Annotated in this window: 17 protein-coding genes and 1 tRNA gene; 13 read left to right on the forward strand and 5 right to left on the reverse strand. The window is 57.9% G+C overall.

Annotation, left to right across the window (positions count from 1 at the left end; translation table 11 throughout):
• The first annotated feature begins 39 nt into the window (after positions 1-39).
• Entirely contained in the window at positions 40-1,212 is a 1,173-nt protein-coding gene (locus RBA95_RS01435) for a trans-acting enoyl reductase family protein (protein ID WP_306015005.1), read from the forward strand.
• An 86-nt stretch (positions 1,213-1,298) separates the two neighbouring features.
• On the opposite strand, the gene hslV is transcribed toward RBA95_RS01435, so the two are convergent.
• Both hslV and RBA95_RS01445 read right to left on the reverse strand, forming a co-directional pair.
• Positions 1,299-1,853 (reverse strand): ATP-dependent protease subunit HslV, encoded by a 555-nt coding sequence (gene hslV, locus RBA95_RS01440; RefSeq protein ID WP_306015006.1) that lies wholly within the window; start codon positions 1,851-1,853, stop codon positions 1,299-1,301.
• The gene (locus RBA95_RS01445; protein WP_306015007.1) at positions 1,853-2,842 is read right to left on the reverse strand and encodes a complex I NDUFA9 subunit family protein; all 990 of its coding nucleotides are present in this window, start codon (positions 2,840-2,842) and stop codon (positions 1,853-1,855) included. The genes hslV and RBA95_RS01445 overlap by 1 nt, the downstream gene beginning before the upstream one ends.
• Before the next feature lie 231 nt (positions 2,843-3,073).
• On the opposite strand from RBA95_RS01445, the gene RBA95_RS01450 reads away from it, so the two are divergent.
• The 3 genes from RBA95_RS01450 to RBA95_RS01455 all read left to right on the forward strand — a co-directional run bounded on the left by RBA95_RS01450 (position 3,074) and on the right by RBA95_RS01455 (position 4,649).
• Positions 3,074-3,160 (forward strand) — tRNA-Leu (locus tag RBA95_RS01450).
• Positions 3,161-3,254: 94 nt separating this feature from the next.
• Positions 3,255-3,398 carry a DUF6538 domain-containing protein gene (locus RBA95_RS14500; RefSeq protein WP_371933568.1) on the forward strand — a complete coding sequence of 48 codons (144 nt, stop codon included), beginning with the start codon at positions 3,255-3,257 and terminating at the stop codon, positions 3,396-3,398.
• Positions 3,399-3,470: 72 nt separating this feature from the next.
• Positions 3,471-4,649 carry a hypothetical protein gene (locus tag RBA95_RS01455; RefSeq protein ID WP_306015008.1) on the forward strand — a complete coding sequence of 393 codons (1,179 nt, stop codon included), beginning with the start codon at positions 3,471-3,473 and terminating at the stop codon, positions 4,647-4,649.
• Positions 4,650-4,690: 41 nt separating this feature from the next.
• On the opposite strand, the gene RBA95_RS01460 is transcribed toward RBA95_RS01455, so the two are convergent.
• Positions 4,691-6,637, reverse strand: a complete 1,947-nt coding sequence (locus tag RBA95_RS01460) for a DUF262 domain-containing protein (protein ID WP_306015009.1) — start codon at positions 6,635-6,637, stop codon at positions 4,691-4,693.
• 7 nt (positions 6,638-6,644) lie between these two features.
• A complete protein-coding gene (locus RBA95_RS01465) occupies positions 6,645-11,531 on the reverse strand; it encodes a type ISP restriction/modification enzyme (protein WP_306015011.1) in 4,887 nt (1,628 codons plus the stop codon).
• 598 nt (positions 11,532-12,129) lie between these two features.
• On the opposite strand from RBA95_RS01465, the gene RBA95_RS01470 reads away from it, so the two are divergent.
• The 4 genes from RBA95_RS01470 (at position 12,130) to RBA95_RS01485 (ending at position 16,788) form a co-directional block, all read left to right on the forward strand.
• Entirely contained in the window at positions 12,130-12,699 is a 570-nt protein-coding gene (locus RBA95_RS01470; RefSeq protein WP_306015012.1) for a recombinase family protein, read from the forward strand.
• 225 nt (positions 12,700-12,924) lie between these two features.
• Complete coding sequence (locus RBA95_RS01475; protein ID WP_306015013.1) at positions 12,925-13,704, forward strand: ParB/RepB/Spo0J family partition protein; 780 nt, start codon at positions 12,925-12,927, stop codon at positions 13,702-13,704.
• A gap of 957 nt (positions 13,705-14,661) precedes the next feature.
• Entirely contained in the window at positions 14,662-15,744 is a 1,083-nt protein-coding gene (locus tag RBA95_RS01480) for a hypothetical protein (protein ID WP_306015014.1), read from the forward strand.
• Positions 15,745-16,023: 279 nt separating this feature from the next.
• The gene (locus tag RBA95_RS01485; protein ID WP_306015015.1) at positions 16,024-16,788 is read left to right on the forward strand and encodes a uracil-DNA glycosylase family protein; all 765 of its coding nucleotides are present in this window, start codon (positions 16,024-16,026) and stop codon (positions 16,786-16,788) included.
• Positions 16,789-16,989: 201 nt separating this feature from the next.
• Here RBA95_RS01485 and RBA95_RS01490 read toward each other — a convergent pair whose 3' ends face one another.
• Positions 16,990-17,454 (reverse strand): MarR family winged helix-turn-helix transcriptional regulator, encoded by a 465-nt coding sequence (locus tag RBA95_RS01490; RefSeq protein ID WP_306015016.1) that lies wholly within the window; start codon positions 17,452-17,454, stop codon positions 16,990-16,992.
• 114 nt (positions 17,455-17,568) lie between these two features.
• On the opposite strand from RBA95_RS01490, the gene RBA95_RS01495 reads away from it, so the two are divergent.
• From RBA95_RS01495 to lptB, 5 genes are all read left to right on the forward strand, one after another.
• Entirely contained in the window at positions 17,569-17,988 is a 420-nt protein-coding gene (locus RBA95_RS01495) for an organic hydroperoxide resistance protein (protein ID WP_306015017.1), read from the forward strand.
• A gap of 151 nt (positions 17,989-18,139) precedes the next feature.
• Positions 18,140-18,754 (forward strand): ribonuclease D, encoded by a 615-nt coding sequence (locus RBA95_RS01500; RefSeq protein WP_306015018.1) that lies wholly within the window; start codon positions 18,140-18,142, stop codon positions 18,752-18,754.
• A 70-nt stretch (positions 18,755-18,824) separates the two neighbouring features.
• Positions 18,825-19,550, forward strand: coding sequence for an LPS export ABC transporter periplasmic protein LptC (gene lptC / locus RBA95_RS01505; RefSeq protein WP_306015019.1), 726 nt, complete (start codon positions 18,825-18,827; stop codon positions 19,548-19,550).
• Positions 19,547-20,128 (forward strand): LptA/OstA family protein, encoded by a 582-nt coding sequence (locus RBA95_RS01510; RefSeq protein ID WP_306015020.1) that lies wholly within the window; start codon positions 19,547-19,549, stop codon positions 20,126-20,128. The genes lptC and RBA95_RS01510 overlap by 4 nt, the downstream gene beginning before the upstream one ends.
• Before the next feature lie 64 nt (positions 20,129-20,192).
• Entirely contained in the window at positions 20,193-20,951 is a 759-nt protein-coding gene (lptB, locus tag RBA95_RS01515; RefSeq protein ID WP_306015373.1) for an LPS export ABC transporter ATP-binding protein, read from the forward strand.
• Positions 20,952-20,960 lie beyond the last annotated feature (9 nt).

A 20,960-nucleotide genomic window follows, 5' to 3' on the forward strand; every position in this document is an offset into this window, starting at 1 on the left:
ACTTAATGAGTGAACTAATCAGTCAGGGAGGAGACCACCATGTCGAACGCAGAATTTGACGTCGTGATCTATGGCGCGACCGGTTTCACCGGGCGTCTGGTGGCGGAATATCTCGCCAGCGAATACGGCAAGGACGTCGCCTGGGCCATGGCGGGCCGGTCCGAAGACAAGCTCAAGCGTGTGCGCGACGAGATCGGCGCGCCGGCCGATACGCCGCTTGTTGTGGCCGATGCGTCTGATCCGGCCTCATTGAAGGCCATGGCGGACCGTACGCGCGCCGTGATCACCACGGTGGGCCCGTACCAGCTTTATGGCGAGGCGCTGGTCAAAGCCTGTGTCGAGGCGGGGACCGATTATGTGGACCTGTCCGGCGAGCCGGCCTGGATGCACGACATCATCGCGACCTATTCGGACAAGGCGAAAGCGTCCGGCGCCCGCATCGTGCATTCGTGCGGGTTTGACTCCGTCCCCTTCGATCTGGGCGTTTATTTCCTGCAGCAGCATGTGACCGACAAGATCGGCAAGCCGCTGTCTCGGATCAAGGGCCGAGTGCGCGCCATGAAGGGCACCTTCTCGGGCGGCACGGCGGCGAGTTTCGCTGAAACCATGAAGCGCGCGGCGAAAGAGCCGCAGATTATCGACTGGCTGAAAGACCCCTTCTCCCTGTGCGAGGATTTTGAAGGTCCCAAACAGCCTCATGGCGCGAAGGTGATCTATGAGGATGATCTGGGCGCTTGGTCCGCCCCGTTCGTGATGGCCACGATCAACACCAAGAATGTCCATCGCTCCAATGCCTTGATGGGTCACGCCTATGGCGAGGACTTTGTCTATGACGAGATGTTCCTGACCGGGCCGGGCGAAAAGGGCGAGCAGTTTGCGCACGCCATCGCCAATGATCGCTCCATGCAGGACAACCCGCCCAAGCCGGGTGAGGGCCCGTCCAAGGAAGAACGCGAAACGGGCTTCTATGACGTCATGTTCACGGGAGAGACCGCGGACGGTCAGCGTTTCACCGCGTCGGTGAAGGGCGACAAGGATCCCGGCTATGGATCGACCTCGAAGATGATCACCGAATGCGCGCTATCGCTGGTCAAGGATGTGAGCCGCGACCAGACGCCGGGCGGGGTTTACACCACGGCGCCGGCCCTGGGCGATGCTCTGATCAAACGCCTGACCGATCATGCCGGCCTGACCTTCACGATCGAGGACTAAGTTTCCGCGCTGTCAGCATTCAATCGAGCTTAAAGAAAAACCCCGGCGGCAAGCCGGGGTTTTTTGTGTTCAGGCATGTGAAGATCCTAGCCCAGCGTCTCGACGGTGAGATTGCCGTTGGAATAGACGCAGATCTCGCTGGCGATCTTCATCGCCTTGCGCGCGATCACTTCGGCGTCCTCTTCATAATCGAGCAGCGCCCGCGCCGCCGACAGGGCGTAATTGCCGCCTGAACCAATGGCGGCGACGCCGTCTTCAGGCTCCAGCACATCGCCTGCGCCGGTCAGGGTGAAGGTTTCGGACTTGTCCGCCACGATCAGCATGGCTTCCAGCCGCCGCATATAGCGGTCTGTGCGCCAGTCCTTGGCCAGCTCCACACAGGCCCGCGCCAGCTGGTCGGGATATTGTTCGAGCTTGCCTTCCAGACGCTCGAACAGGGCAAAGGCGTCCGCGGTGGCGCCGGCGAAACCGGTGATCACCTTGCCGCTGGAAATCGGCCGCACCTTGCGGGCGGTCGCCTTGACGACCGTGTCGCCGATCGAGACCTGCCCGTCGCCTGCCAGAACCACTTTTCCGTTCTTGCGCACGCTGAGAATGGTCGTGCCGCGCCAGCCGGGAAATTTGCGTTCGGTATCAGGCATTATGCGATCATTTCCGGGTCTTCTGAGAACTGGCCGCCCTTGCGATAGCGCACCAGATAGGTCGGGGTGAGGGCTTCGACGGTTTCAAGCTCGATGTCGAAATCGGCGGTGGTTCCCAAATCCTCATCGGTCTGACCGACCACATTGTCCGATTTCAGCAAGGTCACCTGATCGCGGGTCAGGAAGGGTTGGACGAAGGGCAGCGCGCCTAGGATCTCGCCGACCATGCCCAGCGGATAGGCCGCAAAGAAGGGCACCGGGACCAGCACACGCTTGCGCCGGATCGTGGTCAGGATGAACTCCATCAGCTCCTTGAAGCTGTAGGTGCTCGGACCGCCCAGCTCATAGGTGCGGCCTGCATACTTGGAGGGCGCCTCGATCGCCTTGAGCACGCAATCGGCGACGTCGCCGGCAAAGATCGGCTGGAAGCGGGTCTGGCCGCCGCCGATCAGCGGCAGGGCCGGTGCAAAGCGCGCCATGGAGCCGAACTTGTTGAAGAAGCCGTCTTCGGTGCCGAACACGATGGACGGACGCAGCACGACGGCGGAGGAAATGGCTTCACGGACCGCTTTCTCGCCCAGCGCCTTGGTGCGCGCGTATTCGGACTTGCTGCCCTCATCCGCGCCAATGGCCGAGATCTGCACGAAATTGGTGATGCCGGCTTCAGCCGCGCACTTGGCGACCAGGCCCGCGCCATCCGCTTGCAGGGACTGGAAGCTCTGCTTGCCGCTTTCAGACAGGATGCCCACCAGATTGACCACCGCATGGGCGCCATCCACGGCGCGGCGCACGGAGTCTTCATTGCGCAGATTGGCCTGCATCAGCTGGACCTGGCCGACGACGCCCATGGGTTTGAGCTCATGGGCCAGATGCGGACGGCGGGTCGCGGCGCGCACCCGGTATCCGGCCTTGGCCAGTTCACGCACCACATACCGGCCGATAAAGCCCGAAGCGCCGAAAACGGTGATCATTTCATTGCGAAGTGTCATGGTCCGCCCCTGGAAGGCTCGCGCGCGAAGCTGCGTGCGACATGTAAGATAGGTTTGATAGGGCGATAGACCAAAATGGGGGCGCATGTCCATGCGGCGCAGTGATCGTGGCGGCGTCCGGGGGGCTTGGCGGGCGCCGGTTTCAGGGCATGTGACGATGATGTGCAGATCAACGGCGCCATCCCCGTTGACAGCCGCCATCCATCGCCGTATCACCCCCGCTCCTCACCTGCCCAGGTGGCGGAATTGGTAGACGCGCTGGCTTCAGGTGCCAGTTCCCGCAAGGGAGTGGAAGTTCGAGTCTTCTCCTGGGCACCATATTCTCCGAAGTCACTGATTTCGTTGAGAACGCTTGCAATCGGAAGCGAAATTACACAGGATTCTCCACAGAGGAATCCTCCAGTTTCGACCGATGAAGCGTATAAATTTCCATCTCCGTGAGCCTGATCGTCGTTCCCGATTCTACCGGTATGATCGAACGGTCCCTGCTGATGTTCAAAGCCTGGTGGGCCAGAAGGTAATTGCCTTCAGCTTGAAGGTGACTGACCCGGTCTAAGCGCGAAAGCTACGGGACGAATGGGATCACCATTACGAAGCAGAGTGGGCGCGTCTCCGTCAGCAGACAAAGTTGAATGCTGAAGCGCGATTGATTGCGGAAGCCAAGGCTTTCCAGGACCACAAGAGGAAGCCAGTGGAACCGGTCGCTTCGATAGAGCGAAGGCCGGGACACACGAGCTTGGCGATTTCCGCAGCCCCCAAAGTTCAGGAAGATACATTTGACCAACCAGAGCTGAAGAAGCTCGTGGATAGAACGCGTCAGATCGCCATCGACCGACTTCCTGTGAGTGACCGTGATGACGAACAGAAGATCAAAGCGTCTCTGGATTGGGTGAACGCGAATACCGAGGATGGTCGCCTACTTCGCCAGTACATGCATGCTCTGGTGGGGCGGAGGAGCTACGTTGACCTTGGCGCAGAATATCTGGAAAGAGCTCGAAAAAAACGCGATGGAAAGCCTTTATCGGACAAGTCTAAAGAATCGTATCGGAAGGCTTTCGAGCGAGCTGATAAGTATCGCCTTCCTTCGATTGAGCAAGTGGACTGGGATATTGCGGGCGCTTTTCTGCAAGAGATAGCCGATACTGAGCGCTTGTCTCAAAAATCCATCGGGAACATTGCTACCGCACTTTCGAACTTGTGGAAGTTCAACAAGAAGCAACGCACGGTCTGGCGTGGTCATGAAGTGCAAACCGAGCACATCCCGGTCGAGCATGAAGCCTGGTTTGATGATGAGCTTCGAGCCCTGCTGGCTGGGTCGGAGGGACACTGGATGCGGGATGTGATCTGGATCGCCCTATACACCGGACACCGGCGGAGTGCGATTGCCGAGATCGAGTATGACCCTGAGACGGACTTCATCCGCTTTAAAAAGCAGAAGCAGGAGTCAGGCGATCGGTTCTACCCCTGTCATCCGCATATTCGCGAAGCTGTTGTTCGCTATACGGCCCAGCCTCACAAGTCGAACACTCTTGGGAACGAGTTTCGTAAGCTTCGAGATCGCCTCGCTCTCAGACCTCAGGACGGTGAGCGGAAGAAAGATTTCCACTCCCTGCGATCCAACACGACAGCTCAGCTCATGCAGAAAGGCATTGCCGATAACAACATTGATGTCCTGCTCGGTCGGAAAAGCACATCGATCACAAGCGGGGTCTACGGTTTCAAGACTCTGCCGCCTCATGCGAAAGCAGAGATCGAGCGCTGGCGCCCGCTCGTGGAGACCGTGGACTGGCAGTACCTTCTTGAGTGATCCCAGTTCGAGGAATCACGGCCAAGTGTGGGACGATCCCATTAGGCGGCGGTCGTGTCGTTTGTGATCTCGCGAAGGACGTACTCACGTAAGGCCGCTGAGCTTTTGAAGCATCGGAATCCGGCCTGGCTGGCGAGGACGATCAGCTGGTCGTCTTCGTTCAGCAACAGAGCTACTGGCGTTGAGAGGCCCTGCTGAAGCCCATCCGGCCAGGCAAGGTCTAGCTGAGCGATCACAGTTCCGGCTTCGTCGGTTATTTCGTGGCTGATGAAGCCTTTGGGCAGCCCGCGTTCGATCAACCAGTCGTTCACGCTTTCCAGCTCAGCCTCTTCTTCTTCGCTTGAGATGCCGCCCAGAGTTTCAACTTGGTCGGTATGCCCAGCTGGCCGTGTCTCCATCAGCCAGCGATCATCTCCATGAAGAAGGTCCGCAAATCGCTTGTTGGCCTCTTCCGCAAGCAAAGCCTTCCGCGCTTCCAGGAAGTCGCCATATCGCTCTATGCGCCACAGATCGGGGTCCATGGGCACCCATTGCGAGGCGAGCGCCCCGGGGTGCTTGTCTTCAACCTCAGGGAAATAGTCTTCAGGCAGCCGGTTGGAGATATTGAGATTGGTGTCCTTGGTCAGGAAGCAGAAGTTTGCGAGTGCGTTGACCTCGGGCCTGCTCAAGTTGTGCGCATAGAGCCGAGATTTCGGGAAGATGTGATGCACTTCCAGGCGGCTCATCTTGCCCAACAGGTTCGACTTGAGGGCGATACCGCTTCCCCAGTCTCGCGCTTCGCCCATCCGCGTCATCATGTAAAGGACAGGATAGAAGCGGTTCCCCATGCTCCAACCGGTGAAGTGACCCGCTTCCATGCGCATGCCGCCTTGCCAGAGGCGCAACTCTTCGAGCAAGCCATCAAGGCCACCGGCCTCCAGAACGGCGAGGTCACGGTCGAGACGGCTCTCCGTGGAGCTCGAATACAGACCCCACATGCCAGCCTGAGCGAACCAGAAGAGCAGCTTGTCGCGCTCTCGTTCATCGAGCTTGCCGCCCTTCTGATCGAGATAGCGAACCATTATGGGGATAGCGAAGCGGCCAAACAGGACCCGGGCATGATCAAGACCAAGGCGGCCCGCGATCAAGTTCAGCACGTTGTCGATCTGACGTGTGGCGCGATCCAGTCCGCTCTGAACGGCGTCAGGTGACTGGTCATGCAAGAAGGTGAACTTGGCCTCGCCGGTGAGCACAGTGTTTACGGATCGAAGCAGCCAATCGAGATTAAAGTCATAGCCCTGATCCGACCATTCGGAGAGCTGAGACTTCATCTTGCCGCGAGCTTCAGGCCACTCGGCGCAAATCTTCGCTAGCGCCAGGTCGCCTTTTGAAAGCTTTGTGCCGCCGCTGTTGACCTTGTTGAAGATGTCTACGACCACATCCAGGGTCATATCCGCGCCGGTCACCTCTTCGATGTGAAGGTCAATATCCGCGATGCCCAGGAGCTTGCTGAGGCGTCCGATATAGTCTGACAGGCGCTCACTGAGCGCTTCATCCTGGCTGAGGACCTTCACAGCCTGGCCCAGGCTGGCTTGTCCGCCCTTCATCAAATCGGTGACATCAACCCAGAGCGGATCATCGCGCATCTTCACCGGCTGGTAGAACTCGAACACCTCATCTTCCAGATGGAAGCGTAATCCAGTGAAGGCTCCCTCATTTCCATCAAAGAAGGCGGGAGGCCGCCCCCGCATCACCCCGTAAAGCGAGGTCATCCGCTGTTGGCCGTCGAGCAGAAGCTTCACCACGCCCGACGCCAAATCTTGATCGCCACGGTGAGCTGCTGACTTGGCCTCGGTCGCCCAGACGAGGAGTCCGCCAATCGGGTGTCGCTGATAGAGCGATGCGAACAAGCCGCGCACCTGATGCGGCCCCCAGACATAGCCGCGCTGGAACTCGGGCAGGGCCATATGCCCGCTATCGATGTGGTCGAGGATCGTGGAGATTTTCATGTCAGCCTCAGTCGATATCGAGCTTGGGCAGGCTGTTAACGATCTTCATCGTCTCAAGGCTGACCGTGATCACCCGGCGGAACAGATCGAGCGGATAGCGCGGATCGCCGATGGTCTCATTGGCGTAATCGTTCGCGTCGTTGATGATGCCGCTGGCCTTATCGGTCTTCACGACCTGCCGCTCCATCACCCATTCAAGCGCAGGTTTGCCGTTGACCACATAGTCGTAGGCCGCCAGCGGGATATTTTGCATCGTGATGTTGTCGTTGTAGATGACCGTGGTCTTGTCCTTCTCCTTGCCCTTGCCACCGAACTTCATCTTTTTTACGCGGTAGAATTTGACGGAATCGTCCTGAGCCTCATGGATCAGCCGGTGATCGCCTTCCTTGAAGGTCACCAGGTAGGGCTCTTGCTCTTCAAAGTTCACATGAAGATCGCCCAGGGCACGGCCTGCGTCGCGGAAGGCGGCGAAGTCGGCGAAGGTCTTCACCGCCGGGATGCGCGGCAGGGCCTTTGCGAGGTTGTTTTTGAACCGCTCGCGATAGTCGGGTGAGTGGAGTAATCCGTAGACGTAGTAGAAAAGGTCTTCCTTTGTGATTGCCTTGCTCGGATAAACGGCTTGGAAATGGGCTAGCCCTGCGGCGGTGATCGCGTTGCGGCGTGTCAGACTGAGTTCACCATCTGCGTTGGCGAACAAGCCTTCTTCGGCATTGGTTTCTTCGTAAAGGAAAAGAGGGAAGCACTGGCCAGTGTCCACATTATGGAAGTTTGGCAACTTGTCAGTGAGCAGAGCTGAAAATCCTGTCTTCACTCCAATTCCGGTTATGTGAATAACTTTGTTCTCAGCCGCCGCGTGCGGAAAGATACGCGGCATCTGATAGACGCGTTCGTTTAACCTGCGGTGGAAATATTGCCATTGAGGCTGGTAAGGGCGATAGATTGCCCTCTGGATGGCATCATCAACAAACTCAAGCGGTTTCAATCTCGCCAAGTCGGATTTTAAGTTGCCGGTCCAGCTTATCCGCTTCGCGTCATCTTCCACGAATTTGTTGACGTCTTTCGGTTTCCCCGCCGCCTTATACCGGCCCACCTCTGAGCTGTAGAAATCGATCATTCGCCGCATATTCTGCGCGAGCTTAGATCGGCTCGAATTGTACGCCCATGAGTCACGTGCGCTTAGTACCCCTTGGGAGTAGTTCTCGAAAAGCCCAACCTCTTTCCCACGCTTCGCGCCAATTAGCGGGAACTTGTCAAAGCTCGCGTCGACCTGGTCCAGCCAATCATTGTTGGCGTCAGGTGTGATCCGCTCCCAACCCTCTCGGTCGGCGATGCCGTCAACCGACCCGACATCCCGAATGATATCCAGCTTTTCCTTCTGGCTCAGATAATCGCCAATATCGTGGAAATGGATACGGCCATGTTCGGTCGCGCCCGCGTTCTTCACAAAGACAAAGATCGCTACTGGCGTACGGGTACCCTCGCCGAAGACGTTCCCTTTCTCCATTCGCCGTTGCTCACCCGAAGTGCGTGCGTTACCGCGAAGATGGAACACATAGAGGTCGCTGAACTCTTCCACGAGGCATTTGCGCAACCCGTCAGTGGCGTTACCGTCAATCCACCCCGCATTCGTGACATAGGCCATGACGCCTGCATCCCCGATCCTGTCGGATGCCCAGCGAATTGCGCGGATATAGCTGTCGTAAAGCGCTTTCTGGAGGGTTGCGCTTGATGCTGCGGCGTAGGTTGCGCCGATGCGAGCGTCTAGCGTCGGATATCCGATGTTCTTCGCGTTATCGTTTTCGCTTTTCTGCCCAGCCGAATAAGGCGGGTTTCCAATGATCACACGGATATCCAGCGCCTTCTGCCGGGTTCTGCGCTCAGAATTGTCAGGCAGCAAATTGGCGATCATGTCGTGCTCTTGCTCGTACATCTGGAAAGTGTCGGTGAGCAGAATGCCGCCGAACGGCTCATAGGGCGCATCGTCACTCAGCTCGCCCTGAACCAATTCGTGATAGACCGTCTCGATATTGATCGCGGCAATGTAATAGGCCAGCAGGACAATTTCGTTGGCGTGGATTTCCTCGCGGTACTTTCGGGCAAGTTGGTCTGGCGCGATCAGTCCGGATTGCAAGAGGCGGGTGATGAAGGTGCCTGTACCGGTAAACGGGTCGAGGATGTGCACGCCCTCTGACCCGAGGGTCTGGCCGAATTGCGCCTTCAGAACGTCATTCACTGAGTGGATGATGAAATCGACGACCTCGACGGGCGTGTAGACGATGCCCAGGCGTTGGGTCAGCACTGGGAACGCGCCCTTGAAAAAGCTGTCGTAGAGCTTGTAGATCAGCTCCTGGCGGCCGTGGGCGGTTACGACACCAGCGGCTCGTCGTTCTACGCTGGCATAGAATTTCCTGAGGCTCTCAGATTCCTTGGCCAGGTTGTGTTCGTGGAGTTGACCGAGAACGGTTTCCATCGCCCGGGAAACCGGATTTTGCTTGGTGAATTCGCTGCCCTTGAACAACGCGTCGAAGACCGGGCGGGTTATGAGGTGCTGCGCCAACATCTCGATGGCCTCAGCCTCGGTGATCTCAGGGTTCAGGTCGTCCTGAAGCTCCTCCAGGAAGGCGAGGAACGCCTCACGCTCAGCTCCATCCTTCGCCACGATCGTTTTAATGCGAGTGATATGGGTCTGGGCGATCTCGGCGATATCCTTGGCCCAGGTGTCCCAGTATTCTCGCGTCCCGCATTTCTGGACGATCTTCGCCATAATGGCGCGGGTGAACTCGTCGAAGATCAATTCGCCTTGGGTTTCGGGTAGGTCTTGAGTGCGACTGTCTCGCCCAGGCTGCCCGATATCCGACTTTCCTTTGTGGGCCTTGGACTTCGTCGTCGCAAAATCATCGACGACTGCGGTCAGCTCTTTCAGCTCGCTTTCTGATGAGATGCGAACGAATTCAATTTTATCGCTGATATCCTCGCCCAGTTCAGCTTGGTTGATCCGGGCATCCAGGCGTTCATCATGAGCGCGGAGCGCGTTCAGGATTTGCCAGACGACCTTGTATCGCTCGTTATCGTTCAGCGCTTCTTCGGGCGTTGTGTTTGGCGGGATCGCGACCGGCAGGATCACATAGCCGAGTTTCTTCTCGCCCTTGGGGTCACGCCGCATGACCCTCCCAACCGATTGCACAACATCGATCTGACTTTTGCGCGGGTGCATGAACATGATTGCGTCGAGCGCTGGGACATCGACTCCTTCGGACAGAACCTTAGCGTTTGTCAGGATTCGACATGCATCCTCACCGGCGTCAGCTTTGAGCCAGTTCAGCATTTCCTCGCGGGCGCTGGCGTTGTAGCTGCCGTCGATATGTCGGACTTCGGTTCGTAGACGCGGCGCATCCTCGATCAGATCGCTGTTGATATATTCATCGACGACCTGAGCGAATTCGTCCTCGATGATCTCCGACTTCTTAATGCTCTGACAGAAGGCCAGCGCTCGCTTCATCGGTTTGGGATCGAACTCCAGATCGGCGCGAAGATCGCTTTTCGTCAGCGCCTTGTAGCACCCGATGATTTTGGTCGCGTCGTCGAGGGTTAGCTCGGCACCCTCCTTGAGGCGGGTCTGAATCGTGGTAGACACCAGTCCCTCATCCACGGCCAGGACGACAACTTTGTAATCAGTGAGCTGTTCGTTCTCTACGGCCCAGCCGAACCCACGGTGAAACAGGTCCTTACCGAACTTGGTCTCGTCATCCATCGACGCCAGTTCAGCGTCGTGATCATCGGCCTTACGACGCGCAGCGTCACCGAAGATGCGGGGCGTGGCCGTCATGTAGAGCCGTTTCCGCGCCGCAACGTACTCATCGTTGTGAATTCGGACGAAGTTGCTGTCGTCTTCATCCTTCAGCGTGACGCCGGTCGTCCGGTGGGCCTCGTCGCAGATGACGAGATCGAACTCGGGCATGCCGTAGGTCTTCTGAGCGCGGGTCAGCACATCGATGGAGTGATAGGTCGAGAAGACGACGGTCATCTTCTCTGGGTCAGCGTCGGCGACCTGATGGCCCAGCTTGGCGGGGTCAGTCGTCGCCGGGAATGACAGATCATGGACGTTCAGGTCCAGGCTGTCCGCATCCTCGCGCCGCCCAACCTTCTTGTCAGAGCAGGCGGCGAAGGCGGTGAACTCTTGTTCGGCGTCGTTCTTCCACTCGCGGACGGTCTGAGACATGAGGGCGAGCGACGGCACCATAAAGAGCACTCGCTTTCCAGGGCCGCCCATCTGCTCGGCGATCTTGAGAGAAGTGAAGGTTTTGCCGGTGCCGCACGCCATGATGAGCTTGCCGCGGTCAGCCTCGGCTAAGCCTTCGGTCACGGCTTTCAGCGCTTCTCGCTGGTGATCCTTGAGCGTCTTCTTGGCCGCGAGGCTGATGGCGCCGGTGCGGATGAACTGGGACCAATCGATCCGGCTGGCCGCCATATCGTTGATGCCGATCCGGTTCCAATCCTTCGACAGATTGTTCAACGTCTCCTGCGTATTCCGGCCAAAGTCGCGCTGGGTCGTGTCTGCGATGATCAGGCGAGTGAAGAGATCGCTGGATGACGCGGAAATGAAGCTGTCGATGTCCGGCTTCTGGATGACGTGGTTCGGCGCGTAGAACTTGCACTGGATCGCGGCGTAACCCGAGCCGTCAGCCAGGGTCGCCACGAGGTCGATCCCGGTGTCGGTATTTTTCCAGCCTTGCTCTTTGGCCCAGTCCGCGAAGGGAACCACAGCTGAAAAGTGCTGCTTCTGGATGTCGTCGTTTTCCAGGAACACGCGGACAAGGCGTTCGAAATAGTCGCCCTTCTCGCGCTCGTTCTTCGATGAGGCGCGGTACTGTTCCAGAAGCTCGTCGAGTTGCATGATTCAATCCGTCGGGTAATCGATTCAACGTGGCATTGTTAGGGGTGGAGCGGCTGCTCGTCTAGACGCGCTGAGATAAATCTCGTCGCTTCACCAGATAGATAGGCGGGTTTCAGTTATGTCTGAATTCATACTGGCCGCACCTGGTTCGCGTGTGCGTTGGCCACGCTAGTACAATTCGCGAGGTGCGAGGAAGGCGTTTAGCTGGGATCGCGCTAAGCTGCTGATAGACGCAGGGAGGCCTTGGTCATTGCCAGGCTGCCTGAGCTCCTAACTGTCTAAGCTTGGCTCGACGAAACTGGGGACAGGGTTTTTGCCGGAAAATCTGTCGGCCCTCTAATAATCAGGCAGAACGGGATTCCCCCCCCATACCCCCTCGGCCAATCTTCAGCATGCCCGGGGGCAGGCGGCAGCGATCACAACCGTACTAGCCCCAGGGTCAACCGAGGCGCCGGGGGACGGCTCGAGTGAGTCACATGACCTTGCCCGTGTGACTCATTTATAGGCTAACGGCTGGGGCATCATATGAGTGGTATATTGACTTTTGGATCATTGTGATGCATTGGGTCTAAACCCGTGTGATGCATGAGAATGACCAATGCTGATAGGATATGCGAGAACATCAACAGCTGACCAAGTGGCGGGACTTGAGGCTCAAACTCGGGATTTGACGGCCGCTGGTGCGGAGAAAATCTTTTCCGAGCAAATCAGTGCGAGGGCAAAACGCAAAGAGCTGGAAGCCGCGCTCGAATATCTCCGAGAGGGCGATACGCTGATCGTCAGCAAGCTCGATCGTCTTGCCCGCTCAGTCCGTGACCTTATGGAGATGGTGGAAACAATTGAGGCCAAAGGCGCAAGGCTACGCATCCTGGCCATGGACCTGGATACCGGGACGCCGACCGGGAAGCTGATCCTCGGGGTTCTGGGGTCAGTCGCTGAGTTCGAGCGGGGGATCATGCTGGAGCGTCAACGCGAGGGCATCGCCAAGGCAAAGGCGGAAGGGAAGTATACTGGGCGACAGCCCACAGCGATGCGGCGAGCCGAAGAGGTCTTGACGCTTCTTCGGGAGGGCAAGACCGAGATGGAAGCGGCTGAAGCCGTCGGGATTTCCAGGGCTAGCGTTCAGAGAATCAAGCGCCAAGCTAAGCGTGAGGGAGCCGAGGCTTGAAAGCGGACCGTGATCAGGCGGTAGATGATGAGCACGAGCGGTTCGTATAGCTGGTCAGGGACATAGCCGAGATGGAGCGTCACCTATCCTAAAGCTGAAGCGGGTGGGGACAGCTTCTCTTCCTGCTTGCAAGGCGAGACGCGAGGTGGCTATCTTCTGGCTTGGGCGTGTCCCCACTTCCGACAATAGAATCAATATCATGACGAATGCGCCGGACTGGCGTGTGTGCCAACCTACGAAATGCTCAACGATCAAGACGAAGAATTCGATTCACTCGCCAGCCTCCAGCGGGAAATCGATCAAGGGAGTCCGCGTCCGCTTCTCCCTGAGAATGGCTGCTTGCCATTGGAAGACATTCACTCGCTACCCGATGTTTTCCAACCTCGTCGCGGAGTCGATACGGATGGTGTTGCTGACAAGCTCTTTGTCGAAGACTTGAGCAATACGCTTGAAACACGTCTTCGGGTTGGCCTCGATCCGATATCTGTTTTTTGGACGGGCAAGCGCTGGGTCTTGGTCGATGGTCACCATCGGCTGAAGGCGTATCGTGCATGTCGCCTATGGAACGATAGACCGGTTCCTGTTCGAGTGATCGAAGGTGACCTGTGGGCTGCAATTCGTGAGAGCGTCGAGGAGAACAGTAAAAGCCGACTCCAGCTCACTAGGTCAGAGCAATCTGATTTCGCCTGGCAGTTTGTTTGCAAAGCCGATCCCTCCGAGACGGTGTTCATGGAGGTGACCGGGCAGCGGCGACGCCAGTACTTCAAGATGAAGAAGCGTGTTCGTGAGCTCCTTGAGGCCCACCCTGATCTAACTCGCTTGGACCTCGCCGAAAAGTCGTGGGGTCTGATCAGCATAAGTGATCCATTTGCTGACCCTGAGGCTTCGATGGACCCTGAGATTGCTGAAGACAAGAAGGCAATTGATTGGGCGAAGATCATGCGAAAAAAACTCGGACCTAAGCTTACAAGCCGGAAATTCTCGCAAAGGCAATTATCGAGGTGAGTCCGAACCTTCCAGCGATGTTGATGGAGTCTTTTGCTTGGAGTGGAACCCGCGACGAACTTTTGGATGACTGGTGCCGGGATCGGGCTGATCCAGACTTCTAACTGTGCATTCCCTTACTGGTTTTTGTGCATCGTGCACTTTTTTCAGAGATTTCCGCTATGGGACGCGATCGTTCAGCAGAACTGAGAAGGCGGTTGGATCGGCTTGACGCTCAGAGCTGTTGCATCGTCTTGGGTTGTCCAAATCCTTCAAGGGCCGCAGCGAGTGAGGGGTTCGATGAGCGGTTCTGCCGTCGTCACCACGAGCACTATCAGCGTCACGGGAGTCCCTACCGTGCATCATATTCGGCAGCCGAACTCGTAGAGCCGCGTAAATGGGCCGCGGCGTGGCTCAAATTGAATGGGAACAGTGACGAGGTTGGATCGGCTCTAGAACGTGTCCGTATTCTCTATCGCTCAGCAGGTGTAGCTGTTCCGGCTTTCCGCTTGAGGGGGCTCTCAGCGAAAGAACGCGCCCGAAAAGCATGGGCAAGGCTTCGGGATGCGCAGGTTCCACCGGAGCGTATTCTTGCGGCGTGGTTGGCGGTTCAGAGGGCGCTTGCCACTGACCCTGAAGCAGATAGTCGGCCTGAGTTTGCAAGAGTCCAGGCGGCTAAGCTTGTCCATCGGCTCGCTTCGGGAACACGGAAGACATGGGTTCAGGAGAGGCTAGACGGCGGAAAGAGAGTTGAGCGGATTGAGGTCTATCCCAGGAGCCGCGGGAAGGTTCTGCGCGTTTTAGGCGAGCAAATTGCGGATGCAGCTGACCCGATAAGCGCCTTATTACAATAGGTTATATGTATTTGTATCATGTGGGTATCACAGAAATCCACTCTACCCATAAAAATTGATTGACCGGTCAGCGCGTTTCATTAATGTGGGTATATCGGATATCGGACTTACCCACAGGAAAATCATGGTAACGCTACGCGATGAATTTCATACCCGGCTTGAAGAGTTCAGGGATGTTTACTGTTTCTATGAGCAAGATGAGGTCATTCGTTCTCTGGCTGTAACTGGAGAAATACTTGACCTCGTCTTCGTAGGAGATGAGGCCGCCATGGCTATGGCGCTTCTAGCTAAGATCATCAGTAAAGGAACGGCCGACAGCTGGGATCGTCTCAAGTTGAGCGAGACGAGGCCGGATCAGAACTGGCGAGAAACTTGGGCTGAGATCGATGGTTGGGATTCCAGCTCCACTCCGCCTTTTCTCGATGAGCTCCATGAGCTTAGCGCGTTTGCCAACTACGGAATCATGACGATTTGGGATATCCAAGAGGATGCGCATGATTACCTGGAGGTCAGGCATCTGAAGGAGAGAATGGCTGATGCGAAGAACCCGCCTAAGTGGGTTCAAAAAGTCTGCTCAAAGATCGAGCGGTTCGAAGCGCTTGTCGGTTCTGTCGAGGGTAAAACGAAGCTCGAATACCTTCCCGCGCTCAGGGAGCAAGCCCTGGCTCGTGTGAAGCTTGATGGAGGCGAGCCGCTAACAGTCAGTGAGCTGGCAGTACTATCAGGCGTTTCCATGAAGCGTCTCCAGAATGCGATCTATGCTCAAAGTGAAGGGGCGCCTACGGTTTCAAAAGGCGGATTAATAGCTCCTGAGGCTTGCGCTCGATGGCTGAACGAGCGCGATTACCGATGGTCGATTTGGCAGGATATTGTCGCGGAATATCCCCTTAAGGCGAATTGGGGGGAGAGCACAGAGCTCTCGCCGCATGATGCTCTTAAGGAGCATGAGGATTACCTTTTCGTGCCAGTCGCTTTGGATGGGTCGGTTTTTTCGCCCGATCTTGGTAGCGGGCCTTCCGGTCAACAATTTCGAGTTGGGCCTAAGGGCGAAGAGGTAAACGTTGAAGGTTTCGAAGAGGCTCTCCAACGCCTAACCAAGATGGAAACGCCTCGTTGGCGTCGTCCTAATCCTGAGAGCGGACGTTTGGGGATCGTATCGGGGCAGTCTTGGAAGCGAGTTCGTCGTTCTGAATTGGAGGTGCGTTGATGAATCAAGATCATCTGAAGACCCCGATGACGCACCATGCTGAGCGTAGGAGTGTAGATCGCAACATCCCGGAGATCGCGCGTTGGCTCTTGCTTGATTATGGAAGGCGTCAGCCCGCCGGTGGCGGTAGCACTCGATACGATTTCGATAAGCGATCTTGGAAAGAGGTGGAGCGGTTTTTTGGTCGCTGGCGACTCAAGGAAATGACTCAATTAAGAAATTCGTACCTGATCCAAAGTCAGGACGGCGCAATTATTACAGTGGCATACAGAGACTAAAATGTATCAACAATATATCGACATTATTAAGTCACACATTAGACAGGGCTCTCTTATCGAAAACATTGAAGCTGATCTTACGCTGTATGAAGACGGGCGTCTTCGAGCGGAGTATGCACCCTTTGATTATGTCGAGAGGAGTGCACGGGTTGTGATAGTTGGCCTTACCCCAGGCCGACAACAGGCCCGTAATGCTTTGAGGGCGTTGATTGAAGCTTTGCAGGGTGGTGCGAATGTCGAAGTCGCTCTTGAAGTGGCGAAAAAGACCGGAAGCTTCAGCGGGCCGCTTCGGCGTAATTTGACTGCAATGCTCGATCACATTGGGGTCAATACGCTTTTAGGCGTTCAATCTGCTGAGCAGCTTTTTGATGAAGAAGCTCGTGGCGCACATTTTACTTCAGCTTTGAGGTATCCCGTGTTCGTTAACGGGGAGAATTACAGCGGAGCGCCAAAGCCTCTGGGTGTTCCGGCGCTGAAGTCAATGATTGAAACGTATCTAGCTGAGGAGACGGCGATTCTAGATCGAGCGATCTGGATACCACTCGGCACTCACGCATCAGATGCTTTGTTGCACTTGGTTGCTTCCGGAGCATTGGATCGTGACCGCGTATTGGCTGGACTACCCCACCCCAGCGGGGCAAATGCGGAAAGGGTGGCTTACTTTTTGAATCGTAAGGGACGCGATGAGCTTTCCCGAAAGACTCGTCCAGAATCAATCGAGCAGGCGCGTGAACAGCTTAAGGGGCAAATTGCCAAACTCAGCTGACTGCACAGAAAATCACACAGACCAAGATCATGCTGAGTCTAGAAGATATAGTGCCAACTAACTGTAATACAAAAGGAAAGTAGTATGGCGGGTTCGAGTGCGGACAATCTTCTCCTGGGCACCATCCTTCCTTCCAAGGATGATCGAGACCAAAAAAGCCGCTGCACCCGCAGCGGCTTTTTTGGTTCCGGGCTGGGGCGGTCAGCCCCCGGCGCACTGCGCCTTTTTCAGCGCTTCATTGCGCAGATGACCCAACGCCTCGATCCAGGGTTTGAGATCCACATCCGCTTCGCTGGCCATGGCGTGCACGCAGGCCAAGGCGTCCGAGGCCTGCCCCTGCAGGGCGCGGCCCTGATCGGTCAGGCGGATGCGCACCACGCGTTCGTCCTTGGGGTCGCGCGTGCGCGTGAGATGGCCCATCCCCTCCAGGCGTTTGAGGAGCGGGGTCAGGGTGTTGGTGTCCAGAAACAGGCGCTTGCCCAGCGCCCCGACGGTGACATCGTCTTTTTCCCACAGCGCCAGAAGCGCGATGTATTGCGGATAGGTCAGGCCCAGCTTGTTCAGATAAGGCCGATACATGCGGTTGATCGCCGTGTTCGCCGAATAGATCGCAAAGCACAGCTGATCATCCAGTGTGGCGAGATCGGGCGTATGGGGCGCACTCATCGTCAGGTCCCTTCGAATAATCGCACACGACAATATCGTTACGTCTTGACGACGACAAGCGCATGATTATATCGCGTACCGTTATATCGCACGCGATAAATAAGGAGCGATCTCATGTCCATTCTCTACACCGCCCGCGCCAGCGCGAACAAAGGCCGCCAGGGCCGCGCCTGGTCTGATGACGACCGGCTGGATGTCCAGCTGTCCACCCCGTCCGAGCTGGGGGGTGATGGCGGTTCCGGCACCAATCCCGAGCAATTGTTCGCAGCGGGCTATGCCGCCTGCTTCATGAGCGCGATGGGCCTGGTGGCGCAGCAGGACAAGATCACGCTGCCCGAGGATGCGAAAGTGGACGCCGAGGTCGGGATCGGCCCGCGTGACGCGGGCGGGTATGGCCTGGAAGTGACGCTGATCGGGCATCTGCCCGGACTCGACACCGAACAGGCCAATGCCTTGATGGCGAAGACCGAGCAGGTCTGCCCCTATTCCAACGCGACCCGCGGCAATGTGAAAACCACGCTCAAGCTGGGATAGATCGATCGACCGGATGGTGTCTAACGCGCCCGGGTCCCGTGACCCGGGCGCGTTCTGCGATCTGCGCTGCAGAGCGGGCGCGCATTGACGCTATCGGGCGAACGTCCGATACCCTGATGGTTCAAGAGAATTGCAGCTGTGGAGCGCAGGCATGACCATTCACTTCCATCGCGGGGATCTGCCGGACGGCCTGGACCTGGGCAAGCGGGTCGCGATCGACACCGAAACCCAAGGGCTGTCGCTGGTGCGCGATGGGTTGTGCCTGGTCCAGCTCTCGGCCGGCGATGGCGACGCCCATATCGTCCAGCCGGACCGGTCCACCTATGACTGTCCCAATCTCAAGGCGCTGCTGGCCGATACGAGTGTCGAAAAGCTCTTGCACTTCGCCCGCTTCGATCTGGCGATCATCGAGCGCGATCTCGGCGTGACCATGACGCCGGTCTATTGCACCAAGATCGCGTCCAAGCTGGTGCGCACCTATACTGATCGCCATGGGCTCAAGGAAGTCTGTCGCGAGATCGCCGGGGTCGAGCTGTCCAAGCAGCAGCAAAGTTCGGACTGGGCAGCTTACGATCTGAGCGAGGCGCAGCTCAACTATGCGGCCTCCGACGTCCTGTACCTGCACGCCATCGCGGATGGTCTGTCCGCCATGCTTGAGCGCGAGGGCCGCGTGGAAATCGCACAGGCCTGTTTCGAGTTCCTGCCTCAGCGGGCGCGGCTTGATCTGATGGGCTGGGATGAAACCGACATCTTCGCCCACTCCTGAGCCTGCTTGCGCGCAGCGGCGATGACGGCCACAAAGGTTAGTTCACAATTCTGCTTCGGAGCCCGCCTGCATGTCTGCGGCCCTGACTTTCTCAGACGGTCACATGATTGGCCAGCGCCGCGCCAAGTCGCTGGCGTCGGCGCGCTCGCGCTCGCGCTTTGTGGCTGGTCTGCGTCTTGTGCTGATTGCCGCGGGCGTTCTTGTGGCGCTCAACGCGCTGGTTCAGATCGTATTGACGGGGGGTCGCAACGGCTCAGCGCCTGAGATCGCCCTGAGTGCGAGTGCTGGCGAGTCCGAACGCATCATCAATCCGCGGTTTACCGGTCGGGACGAGGGCGGCACGCCCTATGTCATCACCGCTGACACCGCAGAACGTCGGTCGGGCGCCGAGCAGGCCCTGATCGATCTTGAGCAACCCGCGCTGGATTATGCGCTTCTGGATGACGGGGCGGATGCCTCCCGGGTGCTGGCCCAGCATGGCGTGTTCGATGACGCCAGCCTGTCCTTGCATCTTGAAACCGATGTGCGCCTGACAACCCGCTCGGGCTATGTCTTTGATACCCAGGCGGCCACGCTGTATTTGCGTGAAGGCGTGGTGGTCGGACCGGAGCCGGTCCACGGTCTGGCGCCCTGGGGCGCCGTGCGCGCAGATCAGTTTGAAGTGCGCGAGGACGGCCAGCATGTCATCTTACGCGGTGACGTCCGCACGCGCTTCAATGCGCCGGGATCCGCCGATGCGTCCACCCATTCCAATTCTGACGCCGGCGCGGTCCGGTCAGAGGAGAACGAGCCATGATTATGCGTGTCCTGATCGCCGCCTGTGCTGCGGCGCCGCTGCTTGTGACGGCGCCTGCGCTGGGTCAGGCGCTGGGCTCTGGTGAAGGTCCGGTCGATATCAGCGCTGATGATTTTGAAGCCTTCGACGCCCAGGGCATGGGGGTCTACACAGGCGATGTGAATGTGGTGCGCGGCAATGTGCGCCTGCGCGCGGACCGGTTAGAAGCCTATTATGTCCGGCGCGACACCGGCGGGCCCGAACTGCAGCGCATCGTGGCCGAAGGTGATGTCTTCTACATCACCGAGGACGAGATCGCGCGCGGCGACCGCGGTACTTATGATCTGACTGAGGAAGTCATCGAGCTGATGGGCTCGGTGGTGCTCACCCAGGGCTGCAACGTCTCCACGGGTGAATATCTGCACGCCGAACTCGCCAATGGCGTCGCCCGCCTGGAAGGCGGCGAAAACAGTTCGGGCCGGGTGCGTTCGGTCTTCTTCACCGATGAGGACGCGGCGGCCGCCCAATCCTCCCAGGACTGCCCCCAGCCGGTCATTCCGGGTGATGGCCCGCGTCCCTACGAAGCGCCTGAAGGGTGAGGTTTCGCGCCGAAAGCGCCGGACTTCACAGTTTTTTAGGCCGTCGGAGTTAAGCATGACGACCATGGAATACGAGCGGATCGACACGCCGTCCGAGGCGTTCGCCGGGGAGGGGATTCAGGTTGAAAACCTGGGCAAGTCCTATGGCAAGCGCACGGTGGTCAAGAATGTCTCGCTATCGCTGAAACGCGGCGAAGTGGTGGGGCTTCTGGGACCGAACGGGGCCGGCAAGACGACCTGCTTTTACATGATCACCGGCCTGGTTTCGGCCGATCACGGACGCATCATGCTCGACGGCGAGGACATCACCGGCTTTCCCATGTACCAGCGCGCGCGGCTGGGCATTGGCTATCTGCCGCAGGAAGCCTCGATCTTTCGCGGCCTGACGGTGGGCGAGAATGTCGCCGCCGTCGCCGAGATCGTCGAGCCGGATCGTAAACGCCGCGAGACCCTGGTCGATGAATTGCTTGAAGAGCTTCATATCGGCCATTTGCGTCACAGCCCGGCCATGGCGCTGTCGGGCGGGGAGCGTCGCCGGGTGGAGATCGCCCGCGCGCTGGCCGCGCAGCCGAGCTTCATGCTGCTGGACGAGCCGTTCGCCGGCATCGACCCGCTGGCGATCGCCGATATTCGCGATCTCGTGGATTATCTCAAGCAGCGCGGCATCGGCATTCTGATCACCGATCACAATGTGCGCGAAACGCTGGAGATCACCGATCGCGCCACGATCATTCACGATGGGGAAGTCCTCTTCGAGGGCGCGCCCGAGGCGGTCCGCAACGACCAGGATGTGCGCCGGTACTATCTGGGCGAGCGGTTTTAATCAGGGACA

Origin of the sequence: Oceanicaulis sp. MMSF_3324 (genome assembly GCF_030733545.1) — a bacterium.
Taxonomy (GTDB): domain Bacteria; phylum Pseudomonadota; class Alphaproteobacteria; order Caulobacterales; family Maricaulaceae; genus Oceanicaulis.